The sequence below is a fragment of the Vibrio sp. E14 genome (genome assembly GCF_020515785.1).
Lineage (GTDB): Bacteria > Pseudomonadota > Gammaproteobacteria > Enterobacterales > Vibrionaceae > Vibrio > Vibrio diabolicus.
In genome coordinates, this window is record NZ_JAHPJI010000002.1 from 841,789 (window position 1) to 863,839 (window position 22,051).

At 45.9% G+C, this 22,051-nt stretch carries 18 protein-coding genes; 2 read left to right on the forward strand and 16 right to left on the reverse strand.

Annotated elements, in window-relative coordinates:
• Positions 1–61 precede the first annotated feature (61 nt).
• Positions 62–2,623 (forward strand): DNA mismatch repair protein MutS, encoded by a 2,562-nt coding sequence (gene mutS, locus LIX84_RS09105; RefSeq protein ID WP_226421122.1) that lies wholly within the window; start codon positions 62–64, stop codon positions 2,621–2,623.
• An 82-nt stretch (positions 2,624–2,705) separates the two neighbouring features.
• On the opposite strand, the gene rpoS is transcribed toward mutS, so the two are convergent.
• From rpoS to rlmD, 13 genes are all read right to left on the reverse strand, one after another.
• Positions 2,706–3,692: an RNA polymerase sigma factor RpoS gene (gene rpoS, locus LIX84_RS09110; RefSeq protein ID WP_226421123.1), complete on the reverse strand. Its 987-nt coding sequence runs from the start codon at positions 3,690–3,692 to the stop codon at positions 2,706–2,708.
• Between the two features lie 80 nt (positions 3,693–3,772).
• Positions 3,773–4,696 (reverse strand): peptidoglycan DD-metalloendopeptidase family protein, encoded by a 924-nt coding sequence (locus LIX84_RS09115; RefSeq protein ID WP_114323632.1) that lies wholly within the window; start codon positions 4,694–4,696, stop codon positions 3,773–3,775.
• A 13-nt stretch (positions 4,697–4,709) separates the two neighbouring features.
• Entirely contained in the window at positions 4,710–5,336 is a 627-nt protein-coding gene (locus tag LIX84_RS09120; RefSeq protein WP_046875091.1) for a protein-L-isoaspartate(D-aspartate) O-methyltransferase, read from the reverse strand.
• Positions 5,336–6,112 carry a 5'/3'-nucleotidase SurE gene (gene surE / locus LIX84_RS09125; RefSeq protein ID WP_046875092.1) on the reverse strand — a complete coding sequence of 259 codons (777 nt, stop codon included), beginning with the start codon at positions 6,110–6,112 and terminating at the stop codon, positions 5,336–5,338. The genes LIX84_RS09120 and surE overlap by 1 nt, the downstream gene beginning before the upstream one ends.
• A complete protein-coding gene (gene truD / locus LIX84_RS09130) occupies positions 6,112–7,155 on the reverse strand; it encodes a tRNA pseudouridine(13) synthase TruD (RefSeq protein WP_226421124.1) in 1,044 nt (347 codons plus the stop codon). The genes surE and truD overlap by 1 nt, the downstream gene beginning before the upstream one ends.
• Positions 7,156–7,201: 46 nt before the next feature.
• Positions 7,202–7,678 (reverse strand): 2-C-methyl-D-erythritol 2,4-cyclodiphosphate synthase, encoded by a 477-nt coding sequence (ispF, locus tag LIX84_RS09135; protein WP_226421125.1) that lies wholly within the window; start codon positions 7,676–7,678, stop codon positions 7,202–7,204.
• A gap of 17 nt (positions 7,679–7,695) precedes the next feature.
• Positions 7,696–8,400, reverse strand: coding sequence for a 2-C-methyl-D-erythritol 4-phosphate cytidylyltransferase (gene ispD, locus LIX84_RS09140; protein WP_226421126.1), 705 nt, complete (start codon positions 8,398–8,400; stop codon positions 7,696–7,698).
• A 1-nt stretch (position 8,401) separates the two neighbouring features.
• Positions 8,402–8,683 carry a cell division protein FtsB gene (gene ftsB / locus LIX84_RS09145; RefSeq protein WP_005380907.1) on the reverse strand — a complete coding sequence of 94 codons (282 nt, stop codon included), beginning with the start codon at positions 8,681–8,683 and terminating at the stop codon, positions 8,402–8,404.
• 466 nt (positions 8,684–9,149) lie between these two features.
• Positions 9,150–10,451, reverse strand: coding sequence for a phosphopyruvate hydratase (eno, locus tag LIX84_RS09150; RefSeq protein WP_005383785.1), 1,302 nt, complete (start codon positions 10,449–10,451; stop codon positions 9,150–9,152).
• A gap of 78 nt (positions 10,452–10,529) precedes the next feature.
• Positions 10,530–12,170 carry a CTP synthase gene (locus LIX84_RS09155; protein WP_005393892.1) on the reverse strand — a complete coding sequence of 547 codons (1,641 nt, stop codon included), beginning with the start codon at positions 12,168–12,170 and terminating at the stop codon, positions 10,530–10,532.
• Positions 12,171–12,381: 211 nt separating this feature from the next.
• Positions 12,382–13,179, reverse strand: coding sequence for a nucleoside triphosphate pyrophosphohydrolase (gene mazG, locus LIX84_RS09160; protein ID WP_226421127.1), 798 nt, complete (start codon positions 13,177–13,179; stop codon positions 12,382–12,384).
• A 209-nt stretch (positions 13,180–13,388) separates the two neighbouring features.
• Complete coding sequence (gene relA, locus LIX84_RS09165) at positions 13,389–15,608, reverse strand: GTP diphosphokinase (protein ID WP_005393896.1); 2,220 nt, start codon at positions 15,606–15,608, stop codon at positions 13,389–13,391.
• A 123-nt stretch (positions 15,609–15,731) separates the two neighbouring features.
• Positions 15,732–17,051, reverse strand: a complete 1,320-nt coding sequence (gene rlmD / locus LIX84_RS09170) for a 23S rRNA (uracil(1939)-C(5))-methyltransferase RlmD (RefSeq protein ID WP_226421128.1) — start codon at positions 17,049–17,051, stop codon at positions 15,732–15,734.
• A gap of 192 nt (positions 17,052–17,243) precedes the next feature.
• Here rlmD and barA point away from each other — a divergent pair, with 192 nt between their 5' ends.
• Entirely contained in the window at positions 17,244–20,042 is a 2,799-nt protein-coding gene (gene barA, locus LIX84_RS09175; protein WP_048625987.1) for a two-component sensor histidine kinase BarA, read from the forward strand.
• A 69-nt stretch (positions 20,043–20,111) separates the two neighbouring features.
• On the opposite strand, the gene acpS is transcribed toward barA, so the two are convergent.
• The 3 genes from acpS to recO are packed head-to-tail and all read right to left on the reverse strand — an operon-like array spanning position 20,112 to position 21,965.
• Positions 20,112–20,492: a holo-ACP synthase gene (gene acpS, locus LIX84_RS09180; protein ID WP_012841407.1), complete on the reverse strand. Its 381-nt coding sequence runs from the start codon at positions 20,490–20,492 to the stop codon at positions 20,112–20,114.
• 13 nt (positions 20,493–20,505) lie between these two features.
• Entirely contained in the window at positions 20,506–21,237 is a 732-nt protein-coding gene (gene pdxJ / locus LIX84_RS09185; protein WP_226421129.1) for a pyridoxine 5'-phosphate synthase, read from the reverse strand.
• On the reverse strand, positions 21,234–21,965 hold the full coding sequence (gene recO / locus LIX84_RS09190) for a DNA repair protein RecO (protein ID WP_005384578.1): 732 nt from the start codon (positions 21,963–21,965) through the stop codon (positions 21,234–21,236). The genes pdxJ and recO overlap by 4 nt, the downstream gene beginning before the upstream one ends.
• Positions 21,966–22,051: the final 86 nt, after the last annotated feature.

Below are 22,051 nucleotides of genomic sequence, written 5' to 3' on the forward strand. Positions count from 1 at the left end.
TTTACTTGATAGGGATTCACGTATCCTAAGCCGCTACGGAAATAAACAAAAGAATTTACCTGTGAAAGCTGAACAAAAACACACTCCGATGATGCAGCAATACCTCAAGCTAAAAGCTGAGAACCCTGAGATTTTGCTGTTCTACCGCATGGGCGATTTCTACGAACTCTTTTACGATGATGCAAAGCGAGCGTCCCAACTGCTTGATATTTCGCTAACTAAGCGCGGTTCGTCAGCTGGAGAGCCTATTCCTATGGCGGGAGTGCCATTTCACGCAGTAGAAGGCTATCTAGCAAAACTTGTTCAGCTTGGTGAATCAGTCGCAATCTGCGAACAAATTGGCGATCCAGCCACCAGCAAGGGTCCGGTAGAACGTAAAGTTGTGCGTATCGTGACACCAGGTACTGTGACGGATGAAGCACTGCTTTCTGAGCGTGTCGATAACTTAATCGCAGCCATTTACCATCACAACGGTAAGTTCGGTTATGCGACGCTGGATGTCACTTCTGGTCGCTTCCAACTGACAGAACCAGAAACCGAAGAAGCGATGACAGCCGAGCTTCAGCGTACCGCACCACGTGAGCTACTATTCCCAGAAGATTTTGAACCTGTACATTTAATGGCGAGCCGCAACGGTAACCGTCGTCGCCCAGTATGGGAATTTGAGCTTGATACGGCTAAGCAACAACTCAATCAACAGTTTGGCACTAAAGATCTGGTTGGTTTTGGCGTAGAACATGCGTCCTCAGGGTTATGTGCTGCTGGTTGTTTGATCCAGTATGTGAAAGATACGCAACGCACTGCTTTGCCTCATATTCGCTCTTTAACGTTTGATCATCAGGACCAATCCGTCATCCTTGATGCCGCTACCCGACGCAACCTGGAAATTACTCAAAATCTAGCAGGTGGAACCGATAACACACTCGCTGCGGTACTCGACCATTGTGCGACGCCGATGGGCAGCCGAATGCTGAAGCGTTGGCTACATCAGCCTATGCGTTGCATTGAAACGTTAAACAATCGTCTTGATGCGATTGGTGAGATTAAAGAACAAGCGCTGTTTGCCGATCTTCAACCAACGTTAAAACAAATTGGTGATATTGAACGTATCTTAGCACGCCTTGCACTACGCTCTGCTCGCCCTCGCGATATGGCTAGACTTCGCAATGCCATGCAGCAGCTACCAGAGCTAGAATCTGTAACCGCTTCTTTGACCCATCCATATCTAGCAAAACTGGCGCAATACGCAGCTCCGATTGACGAAGTATGTGATCTGTTAGAGCGTGCAATTAAAGAAAATCCGCCAGTTGTTATTCGTGATGGTGGTGTGATCGCTGAAGGCTATAATGCCGAGCTCGATGAATGGCGCAAATTAGCAGACGGTGCAACAGAATACCTTGAGCAGCTTGAGCGAGATGAGCGTGAACGACACGGCATCGATACGCTTAAAGTCGGCTACAACAACGTACATGGCTTCTTTATTCAAGTGAGCCGTGGCCAGAGCCACTTGGTTCCACCGCACTATGTACGTCGCCAAACACTCAAAAATGCCGAACGCTATATCATCCCAGAGCTCAAAGAGCACGAAGACAAAGTACTTAATTCGAAATCTAAAGCGTTAGCACTTGAGAAACAGCTGTGGGAAGAACTGTTTGATCTATTGATGCCAAATCTGGAGAAGCTGCAGAATTTAGCTTCTGCTCTGTCTCAACTGGATGTACTACAAAACCTAGCAGAGCGTGCAGATTCGTTGGATTACTGCCGACCAACGCTTGTGAAAGACGCTGGCATTCACATTCAAGCGGGTCGTCACCCAGTCGTAGAGCAAGTAACAACAGAACCGTTCATTGCTAACCCAATAGAGCTTAACCCAGCTCGTAAGATGTTGATCATCACCGGTCCAAACATGGGTGGTAAATCCACCTACATGCGTCAAACTGCGCTGATTGCATTGATGGCACATATCGGCTCTTATGTACCTGCAGAATCTGCACAAATTGGTTCTTTAGATCGTATATTTACTCGTATTGGCGCGTCAGATGATCTTGCATCTGGTCGTTCAACCTTCATGGTAGAAATGACGGAAACCGCTAATATTCTGCATAATGCGACTAAAAACAGTTTAGTGCTAATGGATGAAATCGGTCGTGGTACCAGTACTTACGATGGCCTCTCTTTAGCTTGGGCAAGTGCGGAATGGCTCGCAACACAAATTGGTGCGATGACACTATTTGCAACTCACTACTTCGAGTTGACAGAGTTGCCAAACCAACTGCCAAACTTAGCGAACGTTCACTTGGATGCCGTAGAACATGGTGACAGCATTGCCTTTATGCACGCAGTTCAAGAAGGTGCGGCAAGTAAGTCTTACGGCCTAGCTGTTGCGGGCTTAGCCGGCGTACCAAAAACGGTCATCAAAAATGCGCGTAACAAACTATCTCAGCTAGAGCAACTAGGGCAAAACAGTGACGCACCACGTCCAAGTGCAGTAGATGTGGCTAACCAATTGAGTCTAATTCCAGAACCTAGCGAGATCGAACAAGCCTTATCTGGTATTGATCCTGATGATTTGACTCCACGCCAAGCACTTGAAGAGTTGTATCGTTTGAAGAAGATGCTTTAAATCGATTCACTTAAGCGAGCACAAAAGAAAAAAGGCTATGGATAACCATAGCCTTTTGCATATCTACTGAAGTACGGATTATTTAATCATCTTCGACGTTAAATAAGTTTTCCATATTCAAACCTTGCTTGATTAAAACCTCACGAAGACGACGTAAACCTTCTACTTGGATTTGACGTACACGCTCACGTGTCAAACCAATCTCTCGACCAACTTCTTCAAGCGTCGAAGGCTCATAGCCTAGAAGACCAAAACGTCGTGCAAGTACTTCTTTCTGTTTTGGATTCAACTCTTCTAACCAATGAATCAGCGATGATTTGATATCGTCATCTTGAGTCGAGACTTCTGGATCGGAGTTGTTTGCGTCGGGAATAATATCCAACAGCGCTTTTTCACCGTCACCACCGATTGGCGTGTCGACAGAACTGATACGCTCATTGAGACGTAGCATTTTGCTTACATCTTCGACTGGAATATCTAACTGAGCAGCAATTTCTTCTGCGGTAGGTTCGTGATCGAGCTTCTGAGAAAGTTCACGCGCAGTACGCAGATAAATGTTCAGCTCTTTCACGACATGAATAGGTAGACGGATCGTACGAGTTTGGTTCATCAACGCACGTTCGATCGTTTGTCGGATCCACCAGGTCGCATAAGTAGAGAAGCGGAAACCACGCTCTGGATCGAACTTCTCGACCGCACGGATCAAACCAAGGTTACCTTCTTCAATCAGATCGAGTAGTGCTAGGCCGCGATTACTATATCGACGAGAGATCTTGACCACCAAACGTAGGTTACTTTCGATCATACGTTTACGTGCCGCTTCGTCGCCACGCAGAGCTCGTCGAGCATAAAGCACTTCTTCTTCGGCAGTAAGTAGAGGTGAGAAGCCAATTTCACCTAGATACAACTGAGTTGCGTCTAAGCTTTTACTGCTCGCGTTAAATTCTTCACGCGCAGCCGTTTTGCTTTCTGTGGATGATGATTTTTCGAGTTCGTTATCAATGGTCTTCACTGACGCATTGTCAAATGCAAACTCTTCAACTTTGGTTACTGTGTTGCTGATACTCATAACGCCTCCCCCTGGCGAGTTAGCAAGACATGACAACTCAATATGTCGCTAAATGATGTCGCAAGTTGTTTTTCAAAGTTTTAAGGCAAATAGCGTTTTGGATTCACCGATTTACCTTGATAGCGAATTTCAAAGTGTAGCTTGACTGATTTTGCACCTGAACTACCCATGGTGGCGATTTTCTGTCCGCTTTTTACACTTTGTCCTTCTGATACCAGCAGTTTGTCATTATGTGCATAGGCGCTTAAATAATTGTCGTTATGCTTTACTATAATTAAGTTGCCATAACCTCGTAGCGCATTGCCTGAATAAACAACGGTGCCGGCTGCGGTTGAAACGATAGGTTGACCACGCTGTCCTGCGATGTCGATACCTTTATTTCCCTGTTCTCCCGCCGAAAAGTTCTTGATTACTCTCCCTTTTGTTGGCCACAACCACTTAGAAACTTTATCACTCTTCGCCGTGGTAACTGGCGCTTTTTGCTTCACTTTTTGGTTATCTTTTGAACCAACATACTCCTTTGTTTTCGATTGTTCAACCTTCTTTGGAGGCTGTTTTTGTACGACTTTAGGCTTAGTCTCTGTAGGTTTTTGACTAGAGTTTTTACTTGAATTTTTCGGTTTAGAGGCTGTTGATGTTTTCGTCACTGGGGCTGGTGGCGTCGTAACAACAGGAACCACAACGGGTTCAACTTTTTGGCCATATTTAGGGGCGACATATTTCGGAGCCCAAAGTTTTAGCCTCTGTCCAGGGTAGATGGTGTAAGGCTGAGTTAACTCATTGTAACGGACAAGATCATTTACATCTTTATCTGTGACATAAGCTATGAAGTAAAGTGTATCGCCTTTTTTTACCTCATAATAACTCCCTCTGTAACTTCCTCTTTCAAGGCTTGAATAGTCTTTCTTTAAGCTAGAGACAGGTGCAGGAGAATGCGCTGCACAACCAACTAGTCCTGCAGCAAACACAAAGCTAATACCAATATGACGTAATAACTTACTCACCTATCCCTAACCCTTAAGCTAAATCACCCGCAACCAGAGGTACAAATCGAACCATTTCCACAACAGTAGAGAGATATTCATCTCCCTTACGTTCAATTTTTAGTAACTGTTGCTCCTTATCTCCAACAGGAATCACCATCTTACCGCCATCTTTTAATTGTGCGAGAAGTGCTTGGGGGATCACTTCTGCAGCTGCAGTAACAATGATGGCATCGAAAGGACCACGAGCTTCCCAGCCTTGCCACCCATCAGCATGCTTGGTTGAAACATTGTAGATATCCAATTGTTTCAGACGGCGTTTTGCTTCCCATTGCAACGATTTAATTCGCTCAACGGAGTATACATGGTCAACAATTTGCGCCAGTACTGCGGTTTGATAACCGGAACCCGTTCCGATTTCCAGTACGTGACTCGTCGGCTCTAGTTCGAGTAACTCGGTCATACGAGCAACAATATAAGGTTGAGAAATAGTTTGTCCCTGACCAATCGGTAACGCATTGTTATCGTAGGCTTGGTGCATCATCGCTTGAGAGACAAAGCTTTCTCGTGGTAAGCGTTGGATAGCATCCAGAACTCTTTGGTCTTTGATGCCACTGGAGATAAGAAACGCTATCAACCTGTCAGCATGTGGGTTACTCATTACTTCTCTTCCTTTAACCAACTATCCATTGCACGCAGCGATTCATGAGCAGTGAGATCAACTTGCAGAGGCGTCATTGAAACTCGACCATGTTCAATCGCATAAAAGTCGGTGCCCTCACCCGCATCTTGCTCTTTTCCTGGAGGCCCTAACCAATAAATATCATGACCTCTCGGATCTTTCTGCTTAATCATATTCTCTGCGTGATGACGCGCACCTAAACGCGTGACTTCGATTTCATCCAGGTTTTCTGCTGGTAAGTCAGGCACGTTTACGTTCAATAACCGATTCGTTGGAATCGGAGACGCTAAATGCTGTTGCACAATTTGACGTGCAATTTTTGCGGCAGATTCGAAATGACGCTTACCCACCAGCGAAAAAGCAACCGACTGAACACCAAGGAAATGCCCTTCCATTGCTGCAGCTACCGTTCCTGAGTAAAGAACATCATCACCCAAATTTGCACCGTGGTTGATGCCTGATAAAACAAGATCGGGCAAATCATCTTTCATCAACTCATTCAGCGCGAAATGTACACAATCTGTAGGCGTTCCTTGCACTGAATAGATATTTGGGGCAATTTCAGTTACGCGTAATGGTTGCTCTAGTGTCAGTGAGTTCGAAGCACCTGAACGGTTTCGATCGGGTGCAACAATGGTCACTTCAGCGATATCTCGCAACTCATCAGCAAGTGCATGAATCCCTTGCGCATGTACGCCATCGTCGTTGCTGATTAAGACTCTTAGGGGCTTCGCGTTTAGTGAATCCTGTTCCATTAGTATTCTCTTTCTACTTCAACCTCATTAACTAACTCACGAACGATAGAGGTTGCAAAAGATCCCGCATCCAGTGAGAAAGTCAGCGTAATGTTGTTACCTTTAACCGTCCAAGCTAAATCTTTTGGCTTCAGCGCAATATCGCGACGGTCGTGGCGCATGCGATTACCACGAATCAGCGCCATGAGATCAGGCTCTTCATCTAAGAACGGTTGTTCTAAAGTAAGCGCATCCGCTTGAGTTGGAAGCGCATTATCACCTGCTAGAGCCGCGGTAATTGCCACTTCGCCTGCAGCAAATTGTGCTTGTAGATCTGCGATATTGCTTGCATCAACCAACTGAGTGCCAGAACTTGTCTGTGCAATATCACCATCGATGAATTTATCAAACACACCATTTTCTAGACGAGCAGAAACGATACGGTTGAAGATCCACGAACGCGCCGCTGATAAATACATGCTGCGCTTATTTTGATTACGGGTACGAACGTTTTCGCGTCCCCATCGACGTGCTTCTTCAAGGTTGTTGCCATCATTGCCAAAACGCTGACTACCAAAGTAGTTTGGCACACCAACTTGTTTCACTTTTTCAAGGCGTTGCTCTACATCTTCAACGTCAGTCACTTCAGACAAAGTGACAACAAACTCGTTCCCTATTAAGTCTCCAGGACGCAGTTTTTTGTTGTGTCGATCAGTCGCTAAGATCTCAATACTCGGATATTGAGCTAGGAATGCCGAGAAGTCCGGCGTTTCCCCTTTCGGTAAATGGACACTCAGCCACTGTTCCGTCACCGCATGGCGGTCTTTAAGGCCTGCCCAGCTAACGTCTTTCGACTTTACGCCACAAGCTTTCGCCAACTCATTCGCAACAAAACTGGTATTTTCTCCAGTTTTTCGAATACGCACCATTAGGTGCTCGCCTTCGCCCGTAAAGGCAAAACCTAAATCCTCACGAACCTGAAAATGTTCTGGTTGCGCTTTGATTTTTGCCGATGCAACAGGCTTACCCGTTAGATAAGCCAATGAAGATAAAATATCTGACATGATGTTTTTCCGCTGTTTACACAGCATTAAGGAGCAAGTTGGTTAATTATTGCTTGAACAGAAGCACCACGGCTTCCGTTGCAATGCCTTCTTTGCGTCCAGTAAAACCGAGACGCTCTGTCGTCGTCGCTTTTACGTTAATGTTACTAATATCGGTTTCTAGGTCTTCCGCAATCGCCGCACACATCGCGTCAATATGAGGTGCCATCTTAGGTGCTTGTGCCATGATGGTGACATCGGCATTACCAAGGCGGTAGCCTTGCTCTTTGACACGACGATAAACGTCCTTCAACAATTCGCGGCTATTTGCCCCTTTCCATTTATTGTCGGTATCCGGGAAGTGACGACCAATATCACCCGCAGCAATCGCCCCGAGTAGCGCATCAGTCAAAGCATGAAGAGCAACATCACCATCTGAGTGGGCTACTAAGCCCTGCTCGTAAGGGATAACAACACCACCGATAATGACCGGGCCTTCACCACCAAATTTATGCACGTCAAAACCGTGACCAATTCGAATCATTTTTTATCCTTTCTTTTTTAGCCGCGCTCACGGCTCAGATAAAACTCGGCTAACGCGAGATCTTCTGGCTGAGTAATTTTTATGTTATTCGCATTACCCTGGACTAAAGCAGGCGTTTCGCCCAACCACTCTAAAGCCGATGCTTCATCCGTGATGGCTACGCCTTGTTCTAATGCGTCAGCCAGTGCTCGAGTCAGTTGTTGAGTTTTAAACATTTGTGGAGTTAATGCATGCCACAATGCTTCTCTCTCTATCGTATGACCGATATCTTGTGCTGCATTTGCTCGCTTCATTGTGTCTCTCACTGGAGATGCGAGGATGCCACCCGTTGGGTGAGCGCAGCAAACATCAATCAAACGGTCAATGTCGGATGTTAATACACATGGCCTTGCAGCGTCGTGGACCAATACCCACTCGCTTTCCAGATGTTCATTGACATAGTTTAGCCCTGAAAGTACGGAATCAGCGCGCTCTTTGCCACCCGCGACTTGAATTACATCGGGATGGTTCGCGATGGTTAACTCAGGGAAATAAGGGTCACCTCCGGTAATGGCGACAACCACTTTCGAAATTCGTGGGTGCGACAGCAACTTTTCTACAGTGTGTTCCAGCACCGATTTTCCGTCGATCAATAAATATTGCTTAGGGCGGTCAGCCTTCATTCGACTACCGACACCGGCAGCAGGAACAATTGCGACATGCGATGAGTTCACATCCAACATTTTAATGATTTTCCTCACCTATAATGCGGTAGAAAGTCTCGCCATCTTTAACTAAACCAAGCTCATGACGCGCACGTTCTTCAATCGCATCAAGACCTTGCCTTAAGTCATCAATCTCAGCAAACATTTCATTATTGCGAGCTTGTAGCTTGCTGTTCACTTGTTGCTGAACTTCAATTTCATCTTTTACTGTGTAGTAGTCAGACACTCCGTTTTTACCAAACCATAGAGTGTATTGAAGCAAGCCAAACAGTAGCGTAAGGGCTATAACAAAGATTCGCATATCGCTGCTAACATTCTGTACCGGAAGGAATTAGATAAGGTGACATATATAGCATAAATGCGAGGTTGCCTCTAGGGGAGAAAGGGAGACTCACACGCTCCTTACAAGAAATAAGCAGCAAAATGAAACAAAGACATATGAAGCTATTCTTAGCACTCACCAAAGTAAGACCAAGAAATACAAGCCTATAGATACAAAAACACCCCCGCAAAATCAGGGTATTTTCAAAGCTTCAACCTAAGCGGTTAATCCAATGAAGAACTAAGCTTGAGCTTCTTTAAGACCGCTTCTTTGAAACATGGAGGAGCGTGCTCACCTAGAGCTTCCTCGATGCAGATAAATGGGTTGCTTTCTTTAGGTATGGCAGCAACACGGCCAGAACGGCTCATCGCTCTTAAATAAAAAACGCCCCACCGAAGTGGAGCGTTTCTAGAAAGCTATTTAGCTAAACTTATTCAACTAAGAATTAAGCTTGACCTTTAACTTCTTTAAGACCGTTGAAAGGAGCGCGCTCACCTAGAGCTTCCTCGATACGGATTAGTTGGTTGTACTTAGCAACACGGTCAGAACGGCTCATAGAACCAGTTTTGATTTGACCTGCAGCAGTACCTACCGCTAGATCAGCAATAGTTGCATCTTCAGTTTCGCCAGAACGGTGAGAGATTACAGCTGTGTAACCTGCGTCTTTAGCCATCTTGATTGCAGCTAGAGTCTCAGTTAGAGAACCGATTTGGTTGAACTTGATAAGGATAGAGTTAGCTACGCCTTTCTCGATACCTTCAGCAAGGATCTTAGTGTTAGTAACGAATAGGTCGTCACCTACTAGTTGAAGTTTGTCACCTAGTAGTTCAGTTTGGTGCTTGAAGCCATCCCAGTCAGACTCGTCTAGACCGTCTTCGATAGAAACGATTGGGAATTGGTTAGCTAGCTCAGCTAGGTAGTGGTTGAACTCTTCAGAAGTGAAAGTTTTACCTTCGCCTTTCATGTTGTAGATGCCAGCTTCTTTGTCGAAGAACTCAGATGCTGCACAGTCCATAGCTAGAGTAACGTCTTTACCTAGTTCGTAACCAGCAGCTGCAACAGCTTCTGCGATAACTTCTAGAGCTTCAGCGTTAGATTTAAGGTTAGGAGCGAAACCACCTTCGTCACCAACTGCAGTGCTGTAGCCTTTAGACTTAAGAACTTTAGCTAGGTTGTGGAAGACTTCTGCACCGATACGTAGACCTTCTTTAAGAGTCTTAGCACCAACTGGTTGGATCATGAACTCTTGGATGTCAACGTTGTTGTCTGCGTGCTCACCACCGTTGATGATGTTCATCATTGGTAGAGGCATAGAGAACTGACCAGCTGTACCGTTTAGTTCAGCGATGTGCTCGTATAGAGGCATGCCTTTAGCTGCAGCAGCAGCTTTAGCGTTTGCTAGAGAAACAGCTAGGATAGCGTTAGCACCGAATTTAGATTTGTTTTCAGTGCCGTCTAGTTCGATCATTACTGCGTCGATTGCAGCTTGGTCTTTAGCGTCTTTGCCAACTAGAGCTTCAGCGATTGGGCCGTTTACAGCTTCAACTGCTTTAAGAACACCTTTACCTAGGAAACGTGCTTTGTCACCGTCACGTAGCTCAAGAGCTTCGCGAGAACCAGTAGATGCGCCAGATGGAGCTGCCGCCATACCTACGAAACCGCCTTCTAGGTGTACTTCAGCTTCTACAGTTGGGTTACCACGTGAGTCGATGATTTCACGACCTAGAACTTTAACGATCTTAGACATTAATGTTTCCTCTCGTTTCAAATATAAATGTCAATTTTAAAGGGCAGCAGCACAACCTTCGCCGCCGCCCGTATCCTTTTACTTCTCGAATTCGCCGCGTGCGTTTTGGCCCGCAGCTTTAACGAAACCTGCAAACAATGGGTGGCCATCGCGAGGAGTCGATGTGAATTCTGGGTGGAACTGAGCCGCTACAAACCATGGGTGAGCTGGGTTCTCAATCATTTCCACTAGCTTCTTGTCCGCTGATAGGCCAGAAACTTTCAGACCTGCTTTTTCGATTTGCGGACGAAGCACATTATTCACTTCGTAACGGTGACGGTGACGTTCATGGATCGTCGCGCTACCGTAAAGTTCACGAGCTTTCGTCCCTTTCTCTAGGTGACATAGCTGTGAACCAAGACGCATCGTACCACCTAGGTCAGACTTTTCAGTACGCTCTTCTACGTTACCTGACTCGTCTACCCACTCTGTGATCAAACCTACCACAGGGTACTTAGTCTCTTTGTTAAATTCTGTTGAATGTGCACCTTCCATACCCGCAACGTTACGCGCGTATTCAATTAGTGCAACTTGCATACCCAAACAAATACCTAGGTAAGGCACATTGTTTTCACGTGCATATTGAGCCGCACGGATCTTGCCTTCAATACCACGATCGCCGAAGCCACCTGGAACTAGGATCGCGTCTAAGCCTTCTAGCAGCTCAACGCCTTTTGTTTCGATATCTTGTGAGTCTACATACTTAATTGTGACACTTAGACGGTTTTTCAAGCCAGCGTGTTTAAGCGCTTCGTTCACAGACTTGTATGCATCTGGCAATTCAGTGTATTTACCAACCATACCGATGGTTACTTCACCAGTAGGATTTGCTTCTTCGTAAATAACCTGTTCCCACTCAGAAAGATCAGCTTCAGGAGCTGTGATGCCAAAGCGAGCACACACAAGATCATCTAGACCTTGAGACTTGATCAATTGAGGAATCTTGTAGATAGAATCTACGTCCTTCATTGAAATTACTGCTTTTTCTGGAACATTACAGAATAGTGCGATTTTCTTACGTTCATTCGCTGGAATAACGCGGTCGCTACGGCAAACTAGGATATCTGGCTGAATACCGATAGATAGAAGTTCTTTTACAGAGTGTTGAGTCGGCTTAGTTTTCACTTCGCCCGCTGCCGCTAGGTAAGGAACAAGTGTTAGGTGCATGAACATTGCGCGCTCACGGCCTAGTTCAACGGCTAGCTGACGAATCGCTTCCATAAATGGTAGTGATTCGATATCACCAACGGTACCGCCAACTTCAACGATAGCCACATCATGGCCTTCAGAGCCAGCAATTACACGGTCTTTGATCGCGTTAGTGATGTGAGGGATAACTTGAATAGTTGCGCCTAGGTAGTCACCACGACGTTCTTTACGAAGTACGTCGGCATAAACACGACCTGCAGTAAAGTTGTTACGCTTGGTCATCTTGGTACGGATGAAACGCTCGTAGTGACCAAGGTCAAGGTCAGTCTCTGCGCCATCTTCTGTAACGAACACTTCACCGTGCTGAGTAGGGCTCATTGTGCCCGGGTCAACGTTGATGTAAGGGTCAAGCTTCATCATAGTCACTTTAAGACCACGAGCTTCTAGAATAGCCGCAAGAGATGCTGCTGCAATACCTTTACCTAGAGAGGATACAACCCCGCCAGTAACAAAAATGTAATTTGTCGTCATGTTTAACCTGAAATTGGTTGAATGAGGGAAATGGAGTGCTTCTGGACGGGAGATAAATATACCAGAAGCTCCTTACCGCCACAACGTGAAATCTATCACACCGTAATTTTTTATTTTTTGCTTCAAATCAAAGTGAGCAAAGACAAACCAAAGTCCGTTTTCGTGTTAAGAGGTAAACTGGCCTCATATTGTATATTCCGCTTATTTCCCCCTATCTAGACTCTTCTCGCTTTACTTCATCCCAGAAATCGTCGAGCTCTGATAAAGAACAATCTGTAAGCGCTTTGCCTGACAGCTGGACCTTTCCTTCAACTTGCTTAAAACGTCTCGCAAACTTTAAGTTTGCTTTACCTAGTGCGACTTCTGGATTTTTATCAAGATGGCGTGCCAAATTGACGGTCGCAAATAGCAAATCGCCGAGTTCCAACTCCACTTTTTCTTCATCAGGCTGAACTTGTAGTGCTTCTTCCATGACTTCATCAATTTCTTCTCGCACCTTATCGACGACCGGGCCAAGAGAGTCCCAGTCAAATCCATATTTCGCACATTTTTTCTGTATCTTTGTAGCACGAGAAAGTGCCGGCAAAGAGTTTGGTATTGAGTCTAGGATACTTTCTTCCGCTTTGCCTACCTGCGCTTTTTCTTTTGCTTTTTCCGCTTCCCAGTTGGCGTTGATTTCCTCGTCCGATTCAAACTCAACATCTGAAAAAACATGAGGATGACGGCGAGTCAGTTTTTCATTCACGGTTTCGACGACATCCGAAAAGTCGAACAGCTCTTGCTCTTTCGCTAGCTGACTGTAAAAAATCACCTGAAACAACAAATCCCCTAGCTCTTCTTTCAGATTTAGCCAATCACGATTCTGAATCGCATCCACCACTTCGTAGGTTTCTTCGATGGTGTGCGGAACGATGGTGTCAAAGGTTTGTTTTAAGTCCCAAGGGCAACCGCTTTCTGGGTCACGCAACTTCGCCATGATTTGTTCTAATTGTTCAATTGGATGACTCATTTTTTGTTCCTTTAAACCTTTCTACTAAAGAAAAAGGTGAGCAGCCAAAACCACTCACCTTCTACATTATATTTTCTCAGCAGCTTTCACTAAGTAATTGTTACTTTGACAAGGCAACAAGTTTTCGCGACTACTGAGCATAGCTCGCCTATGTGATGGAGCAAGAAAACGCAGTTAACGCAGTAAAAGTGACAAGTACGACGTGAAAGTTAGCCGAGGCGTTTCACCGTCATGACATCCTTTATTTGTTCTACCCGTTTCGAAACACGAGAAAGCACCTCAATATTGGTGACTTCTAGATCAAAATCCATGATGGCAAGTTGACGTCTGTAATCGACTCGGTTCTTCATACTGGTCACTTTGATCTTTTCGTTGGCGAACAGTGTCGTAATGTCTTTGAGTAGACCACCTCGCTCCATCGCTTCAACACGGACGGTGAGGATGTATGACCCGACGAAGCCGCTGCCCCAGACAGTATCGATGATACGCTCTGGCGCGTGATGGCGCAGTTCTTCTAGCTGTTCACAGTCACTACGGTGTACTGAAATCCCGCGACCTTGCGTGATGTAACCACAGATATCATCACCTGGAATCGGCTGACAGCAACGCGCTAGGTGCGTCATTAGGTTATCAACGCCTTCTACAACGACGGCGTCTTTTTTCGGTCGGCTTTGCGCTGGTGATTTGTGCTCTGCTTCTTGCAGTTTTTCCAGTGCTTGCTGGTCTTCTTCTTCTGCCGTTGGCTTGTTAACGAGCGCATTAATATGGTTAATGATTTGGTTGATACGCAAATCACCGCTACCAACACCAACGTAAAGTTCATCTGGTGTTTTGACGTTAAACCGTTTGAGAGCGTAATGCTCAGCATCTTTTAACGTTGCGCCAATTTTTGCTAACTCATGTTCAAGAATTTCACGACCCGCTTCGAGGTTCTTCTCACGGCTTTGCTTTCGGAACCAGGCGTTAATTTTGGCACGCGCGCGGCCAGAATGAACGAAGCCTAATGATGGGTTTAACCAGTCTCGCGATGGGTTAGGCTCTTTCTGAGTGATAATCTCAACCTGATCACCCATATGTAGTTTATGAGTAAACGGTACTATGCGGCCTCCGACTTTGGCGCCAATACAACGGTGTCCCACTTCGGAGTGAATATGGTAGGCAAAATCTAGCGGCGTTGCCCCCATAGGTAAATCGACAACATCGCCACGAGGCGTAAACGCATAGACGCGGTCATCAAAGACTTGGCTACGTAGCTCATCAAGCATTTCGCCAGAATCTGACATTTCTTCTTGCCAATCCAGTAGCTTACGCAGCCACGTGATCTTCTCATCATAACCGCTTCGGCTGCTTGCCCCTTCTTTATATTTCCAGTGCGCGGCAACACCCAGCTCCGACTCTTCATGCATTTGCTTGGTACGAATCTGGATCTCGATGGTTTTGCCTTCTGGCCCTAGAATTACGGTGTGGATCGATTGATAACCGTTTGGTTTAGGGTTAGCAACGTAGTCATCAAACTCGCTCGGTAGGTGCTTGTATTTGGTGTGAACTACACCCAAAGCCGCGTAACAGTCTTGCAGTTTGTCTGCGATGATACGTACTGCTCGAACATCAAACAGCTCATCGAATGCCAAACTCTTCTTCTGCATTTTTCGCCAAATGCTGTAGATGTGCTTAGGTCGACCACTCACTTCGGCGTTAATACCTGACACTTCCATTTCGTGCGTGAGGTCTTCAACAAAGTCTTTGATGTACTGTTCACGAACGATGCGTCGCTCAGAAAGCTGCTTGGCAATTTGTTTGTAAGTTTCCGGCTGTTGGTAGCGGAAAGCGTAATCTTCAATTTCCCATTTCAGCTGACCGATGCCTAATCGGTTTGCTAGCGGCGCATAGATGTTGGCACACTCTTTTGCCGCCGCACGTCGAACTTCATCAGGCGCTTTTTTAACTTCAATAAGGTTACAAATTCGTTCCGCGAGCTTGATAACTACGCAGCGGAAGTCATCCACCATGGCAAGCAGCATGCGGCGTACGTTATCTACCTGAGATGACGCTGCACTGCCTTCCATGTTGACGTTGAGTTGGCCAATAGCAGCCATTTCTTCAACGCCGTCGATTAATTTTATGATTTCTTTGCTGTATTTCTCTTCCAGAATTTCTCTGTTAAAAGCACCACTTGAAACCAAAGGAAACAGTTGAGCAGCCACTAAGGTGGCTTGATCCATAGACAAGGTGATCAAAATTTCGATCATTTCTCGTCCACGCCACAACAACAGTTCCGCTTGCTCGTTATCGGCTAATACCGTCTGGCAATCTCGATATACTTCGATTAAGCGTGAGGCTGTGTTTTTCTCTTGTCCTAGGCTAGCCACCCAGTTTTCGAGTTCAAACTGTTCATCTTGGTTTAAATGCGCGCTTCTTACCGCAACCATCTCATCATCCTAATTATTATATTCGTGTGGTTTGACTAACACCGTCCAGGTTAGTTCTTTTACCTGCGCGTAAACGCTGGCTTTATGACCACCCACCACAAATAAGGGGCCAAAGTCCTAAAGTTAGGACTTTTCAAACAATGCCATCGATTCTAGATGACTGGTATGAGGGAACATGTCCAGCATACCTAATTTAGTTAATTTATAGCCTTGCTCCATCAAGCTTTGGCTGTCCCTAGCAAGGGTAGCAGGATTACAAGAAACATAAACTACACGCTGTGCGCCAAGCTCAGAAACTTGATCGATGATCCCACTTGCCCCCGCGCGTGCTGGGTCTAACAGCACTTTATCAAACTGTTCTGCCGCCCAGACCTGCCCTTCAAAATCTTGCTCAAGGTTAGCGTGATAAAATTGCGCATTATTGATTTGGTTCAAGGATGCATTATTTGTAGCTTTTTCGACCATCTCTGCAACACCCTCGACCCCAACTACGTGCTTAGCTAACTTCGCAATCGGTAAACTGAAGTTGCCTACGCCGCAGAACAAATCTAACACTCGGTCACTCTTTTGCGGGTCTAACCACTCAACCGCTTGCTTGACCATTTTTTTGTTTACGGCTTGGTTCACTTGAATAAAATTATTTGGCGCAAAAGGAATTTTCACGCCAACTTCTTGATAGAAAGGCATATCGCCTTCAACAAGGTTTAGCTGATCTGTTGCTGGCATTAGGTACAGCGATGCATTACGACGTTTTGCTAGCTCCGTTAGAGATTGAGTTTCACTCGCTGTCAGAGCACTCAAGTGACGCAACGTAATACACGGCCCATTATCACCAAGTACCAGCTCTACATGGCCCAATTGTTCCGGCTTTTTAAGCGCTTTTAGTACTGAATAAATCTCTGGAAGCAGAACGTTCAGTTCCGGCGCCAGCACTGGGCAGTCGGTCACTTGCACGATTTGCTTACTCTGCTTTTTACGGAAACCAAAGTGCAATTGACGTGTTTTTTTATCGACAAATAAGCTCACTCGCGCACGACGACGATAGGCCAGTGAACCCCCTAATAATGGCGCATCAAGCTCAATATCATTGCCTGAAAACTTTCGCATCAGCTGACGCAGTGTTTGCTGTTTGTGCGTCAATTGTTGGTTATAATCTAGGTGTTGCAAGTCACAGCCACCACACTCGTGGTAATGCGGACAAAATGGCTCCACGCGAGTGTCACTCGGCTTAAGAATCTTAATCAGTTTACCGCGAGCAAATTTACTTTTTTCTTCCACTAACTGCGTGACGACTTCTTCTCCCGGCAATGCGCCATCAATAAACAGTGGTTTTTTCTTTAGGTAAGCAATACCTGCGCCGTGGTGATCTAAACGCTCCACTTGCACCGATTGATGACGAGTATTGAGTTGGGTTTTCTTTTTCGGTTGAAAGATGCGTGCCATGCTCTATGCCTGATTTATGTCTAATTGCTCTTCGGCTTCACTATTCTTGATTGCAGCCGTTGTGTGATTCGAGTGACTTGATTATGCTTACCGTTTATTAGGTGACGTCACTTCTTTGCTCAACGCCTTATCGTGCGCTTGAGAAATAATGCGTTATTTTCCCATATCCAGACTCCGATGTAATTAGATAACATGACCAGATATGGCTTACGAGCACGTGTAATTACACTGACTCTCGCTCCCACTCTCATCATTGGTTTATTACTGAGCGGTTTTTTCTCTTTCAACCGCTACCAAGATCTTGAGAAACAAGTTATCACCACTGGTAACAGCATCATTGAGCCGTTAGCAATTGCCAGTGAAACTCATCTACTATCAGAAAGCCGAGAGGCGGTACGTCGCTTGATAAGCTACGCCCATCGCAAAAACTCTAAACTGGTTCGTAGTATCGCGGTGTTTGATGAACATCATGAGCTCTTCGTGACATCTAACTTTCACCCTAATTTCGAAGCCTTGATGTTCCCCAAAGATAAACCGATCCCGCAACTGGGCAATTCGGAAATCTACGAAAACTCACTGATATTGCGCGTACCTATTTTGTCCGAGGGTCACTATTTAGCTGAGCTGTCGAACGAAAGCCAAGGAACCAAAGCAATTGGTTATATTGCCGTTGAGTTAGATCTCTCCTCTTTAAGGCTGCAACAGTATCAAGAAGTTTTCTCTGCTTTTTTAGTTCTTATACTCGGTCTTGGCTTGGCAAGTGTGTTTGCTTCACGTCTGATGCACGATGTTACCCAGCCTATCACCCACATGAAGAATGTCGTTGACCGCATCCGCCGTGGTCACCTAGACGTGCGTATCGAAGGTAAAATGCATGGTGAGTTAGACCAACTGAAAAACGGTATTAACGCCATGGCGGTATCGCTATCGGAATATCACGTGGAGATGCAGCACAGTATAGACCAAGCCACATCAGACTTGCGTGAGACGCTTGAGCAACTAGAGATTCAGAACGTTGAGTTAGATATCGCGAAGAAACGCGCGCAAGAAGCGGCCAGGGTTAAATCTGAGTTCTTGGCGAACATGTCGCACGAACTGCGTACTCCGCTCAATGGGGTTATTGGTTTTACTCGTCAAATGCTTAAAACACAGCTTTCTAACAGCCAAACTGATTACCTACAGACGATTGAGAAGTCGGCGAACAATCTACTGAACATCATCAATGACATTCTCGACTTCTCGAAACTTGAGGCGGGTAAGCTGGCGCTGGAAAACATTCCGTTTGATTTCCGAGAAAGTTTAGAAGAAGTGATTAACCTACAAGCCACGAGTGCACATGAGAAAGGGTTAGAAATCACCCTAAAAGTGGACCCTAAAATTCCACCAGGTTTAGTTGGGGACCCACTACGTATCCAGCAAATTTTGACGAACTTGGTCGGTAACTCAATCAAGTTTACCGAGCGAGGCAACATTGATGTTAGTGTTGAAATGCGCTCTCAATCTGGGGACTCCGTCGAACTGCAATTCATGGTGCGCGATACTGGTATTGGTATTTCTGAACGTCAGCAAGCGCAATTATTCCAAGCGTTCAGCCAAGCGGATGCCAGCATTTCACGTCGCTACGGCGGCACTGGGTTAGGTTTGGTTATCACGCAGAAATTGGTAAGCCAGATGGGTGGCGAGATCAGCTTAACCAGTCGCTTACACCAAGGTTCGACGTTCTGGTTTACGGTGCGCTTGCACTCAACCGAAATGCCGATGAGCGAACTGATTGAAGTGGAACTTCTGACAGGCAAACAGTTGCTGTTGATTGAACCAAACATGCAAGCCGCATCCGTAACCCAACAGATTCTAAGTCAAGAAGGTATCTTAGTAACCTACCGTTCTTCGCTACCGAAAAACGAAGAACAATATGACTATGTATTACTGAATTTAGCGGCGAATCAAACGCATGATGCAGACGTCATTACACCTTGGATAGAACAAGCGAAACGCATGGCTCCGAGTGTGATCCTAGGGACTCCGAGTACCGAACTGGCACTTGCCGACCAAATTATGACAGAGCATCACGTCCAATGCCTGACGAAGCCGTTGTCTCGCCGTAAACTGCTACAAAGCCTGATTAGCGAACATGTCGAATCACCACCAACATTGAGTGCTCCAATTACGCCAAGCGAAGGGGAGCGTTTACCTCTGACGGTGTTAGCGGTGGATGATAACCCAGCGAACTTGAAGCTGATTTCCGCTCTGCTTCGCGAACGAGTAGAAACCGTCACCGCCTGTAGCAATGGCCAGCAAGCGGTGAACCTTGCGACGGAGAAAAAGTACGACTTAATCTTCATGGATATCCAAATGCCACAAATGGATGGTGTGACCGCTTGTCAGCACATTAAAGAGTTGGAGTTAAATAAAGACACGCCAGTGATTGCGGTAACTGCGCATGCCATGGCGGGTGAAAGAGATCGCTTGCTCTCGGCAGGAATGGATGACTACTTGACCAAACCTATTGAAGAGCATGTGCTACAACAGGTTTTGGTTCACTGGAACCCAAATGCTTGTACAGAGAGCATTGGCAAAGTCGCCCCTTCATACGTTGATGAGCCTGAAGGGAGCGCGCCACAATCCGTTTCTTCGCCTCAGCAGGATGTGATTATTGATTGGCAAGCTGCCTTAAAACAGAGCGCGAATAAAGAAGATCTAGCCAAAGACATGCTGCGCATGTTGGTTGAGTTTATCCCTGAAGTAGAAGCAGTCGTTGACCAAGCTCTGGAGCAAGAAGATATCTCCCGTGATGACCTAATTCATGTCATCCATAAGCTGCACGGCAGTAGCTCATATTGCGGAGTGCCTAGGCTGAAATCACTCTGTGCGACGCTTGAGCAAGCACTGCGCTCAGGGATCAGTCTTGAGGAGGTTGAGCCTGAAATGTTCGAGCTGCAAGATGAAATGATTAAAGTCACAACGACTGCAAAATTATACCTTGAACAGTAATCTGCTCGAGAGACAAGAAAGCCAGAGCATCTGCTCTGGCTTTTTAGTATTTTGTTTAAGACTTACAAGCTAGGATTCAAAAATGACCGTCGCCACAGCGTAATGACGCTCATCGGAAATGGACAGGTGAATGTGGTTAACGCCCATCGCATCCGCTATTTGCTTTGCTGTGCCCGTCAATGCGAGCACTGGTTTTCCAAGCGCATCGTTCGAGATGGAAAAATCGTGAAACGTGACCCCTTTCGCGATCCCTGTCCCCAATGCTTTTGAGGCCGCTTCTTTGACCGCAAAGCGCTTAGCAAGATAACGGCCTTGCAGCTTAAGCTGTGAAAATTTAGCCATTTCTTCTTCTGAAAGAATACGCTGAGCAAAAGGCTCACCACTACGAGCTAACGCTTTTTCAATACGCTCAATTTCTGCAATGTCGGTCCCTAACCCTATAATCGCCATCTAGATAGCCCTATTACTGGCGTGCCTCAATCATCAGTGCTTTCATGTCCGCAACCGCTTTATTCAAACCATCAAATACCGCGCGACCAATGATTGAGTGACCAATGTTGAGTTCGTAAATTTCTGGTAATGCAGCAATTGGCGCGACATTGTGATAAGTCAGGCCATGCCCGGCATTAACAATAATACCTAGGTCATGAGCATAACTCGCACCAGCGGCAATCTTCTTCAGTTCTGCTTGCTGTTCGTCTTCTGTCATCGCATCAGCATAATGACCCGTGTGCAGCTCAATAAACGGAGCACCACACTTTTTCGCCGCTTCAATCTGTTGACGATCAGCATCAATAAAGAGTGAAACTTTAATGCCAGCATCTGTCAGCTTTTTCGTCGCAGCTTTAATTTTTTCAAGCTGCCCCACAACGTCCAAGCCACCTTCCGTCGTCAGTTCTTCACGTTTTTCAGGCACTAAGCACACAAACTCTGGTTTAGTTTGCAGCGCAATCTCAACCATTTCGTCCGTCACAGCCATCTCTAGATTCATGCGCGTTTGAATGGTTTCACGCAGAATACGTACATCACGGTCCAAAATATGGCGACGGTCTTCACGTAAGTGAATTGTGATACCGTCCGCGCCTGCACGCTCAGCAATTTCTGCAGCGTGAACAGGATCAGGGTATTTTGTACCACGTGCATTACGTAGAGTGGCAATATGGTCGATATTGACGCCTAAATAAATTGAGCTCATTTTCCGTTACTCCGTGCTCTGGGGGTCTGAATGAAAAATTCACGACTTTTTAAAGGTTTGCCGCCAAGATACGGCTTTAAGGCTATACGTGTAAAGCGTTTTGCCGCTTTTAGCTGCTCTTTAGTGACGAACCGCCGCTCACTGATAGCGATCAGCTCATTCCCTAAAAACGTAAGGTTATCGCGCCTAACCGAAGCTATGAAGCCTTTTTGTTCCCGGTAACGATACGTCATCTCTGGGTCGACGGGCTCGCCAGTACCTGCACAGTGCAAAAAGTCCACGCCATACCCCATCGCAGATAGCAATGCTAACTCAAAACGACGCAGTGCTGGCTCAGGGTTCTCGTTGTGTGCCAACTCTGTTAACGCATGCAAATAATCATGAAATAGCGCTGGCATCGGTACTTCAGCCATCAAGATACGACCAATCAGTTCATTGACGTACATAGCAGAGTAGAGATTAATGCCCGTTAGCGGTAAGCCTAGGCTTATCGGCTCGGCTTGACGCAAAGTCTTCATCGAACCTTTCCCCGACCATTTAAGTAACAGCGGAGTAAAAGGTTGCAATGCGCCTTTTAAGTTCGAACGCTTACTGCGCGCGCCTTTGGCCATTAAAGTCATTCGACCATATTCCTCACTGAATACATCAAGGATTAAGCTCGATTCACTGTAAGGGCGGCGATGTAATACAAAGCAGCGCTGTAAACCTTCAGAAGACAGATTACTCATCTAAGTCATTGTGCCTAAAAAGTGTGAAATAAAAAATAAGGAGCCAAGCGGCTCCTTATTTTAATCGATACTGAGTTCTCATCGAT

Excerpts from the sequence above, each read along its gene's own strand:
- rpoS (WP_226421123.1), bottom strand. The coding sequence starts at position 3,692 with ATGAGTATCAGCAACACAGTAACCAAAGTTGAAGAGTTTGCATTTGAC.
- ispD (WP_226421126.1), bottom strand. The coding sequence starts at position 8,400 with ATGTTGGATGTGAACTCATCGCATGTCGCAATTGTTCCTGCTGCCGGT.
- relA (WP_005393896.1), bottom strand. The coding sequence starts at position 15,608 with ATGGTTGCGGTAAGAAGCGCGCATTTAAACCAAGATGAACAGTTTGAA.
- rlmD (WP_226421128.1), bottom strand. The coding sequence starts at position 17,051 with ATGGCACGCATCTTTCAACCGAAAAAGAAAACCCAACTCAATACTCGT.
- eno (WP_005383785.1), bottom strand. The coding sequence starts at position 10,451 with ATGTCTAAGATCGTTAAAGTTCTAGGTCGTGAAATCATCGACTCACGT.
- recO (WP_005384578.1), bottom strand. The coding sequence starts at position 21,965 with ATGAGTAATCTGTCTTCTGAAGGTTTACAGCGCTGCTTTGTATTACAT.
- truD (WP_226421124.1), bottom strand. The coding sequence starts at position 7,155 with ATGTCAGATATTTTATCTTCATTGGCTTATCTAACGGGTAAGCCTGTT.
- acpS (WP_012841407.1), bottom strand. The coding sequence starts at position 20,492 with ATGGCGATTATAGGGTTAGGGACCGACATTGCAGAAATTGAGCGTATT.
- LIX84_RS09120 (WP_046875091.1), bottom strand. The coding sequence starts at position 5,336 with ATGAGTAACCCACATGCTGACAGGTTGATAGCGTTTCTTATCTCCAGT.
- mazG (WP_226421127.1), bottom strand. The coding sequence starts at position 13,179 with ATGAGTCATCCAATTGAACAATTAGAACAAATCATGGCGAAGTTGCGT.
- ftsB (WP_005380907.1), bottom strand. The coding sequence starts at position 8,683 with ATGCGAATCTTTGTTATAGCCCTTACGCTACTGTTTGGCTTGCTTCAA.
- pdxJ (WP_226421129.1), bottom strand. The coding sequence starts at position 21,237 with ATGAGCTCAATTTATTTAGGCGTCAATATCGACCATATTGCCACTCTA.
- barA (WP_048625987.1), top strand. The coding sequence starts at position 17,244 with ATGACCAGATATGGCTTACGAGCACGTGTAATTACACTGACTCTCGCT.
- LIX84_RS09155 (WP_005393892.1), bottom strand. The coding sequence starts at position 12,170 with ATGACGACAAATTACATTTTTGTTACTGGCGGGGTTGTATCCTCTCTA.
- ispF (WP_226421125.1), bottom strand. The coding sequence starts at position 7,678 with ATGATTCGAATTGGTCACGGTTTTGACGTGCATAAATTTGGTGGTGAA.
- surE (WP_046875092.1), bottom strand. The coding sequence starts at position 6,112 with ATGGAACAGGATTCACTAAACGCGAAGCCCCTAAGAGTCTTAATCAGC.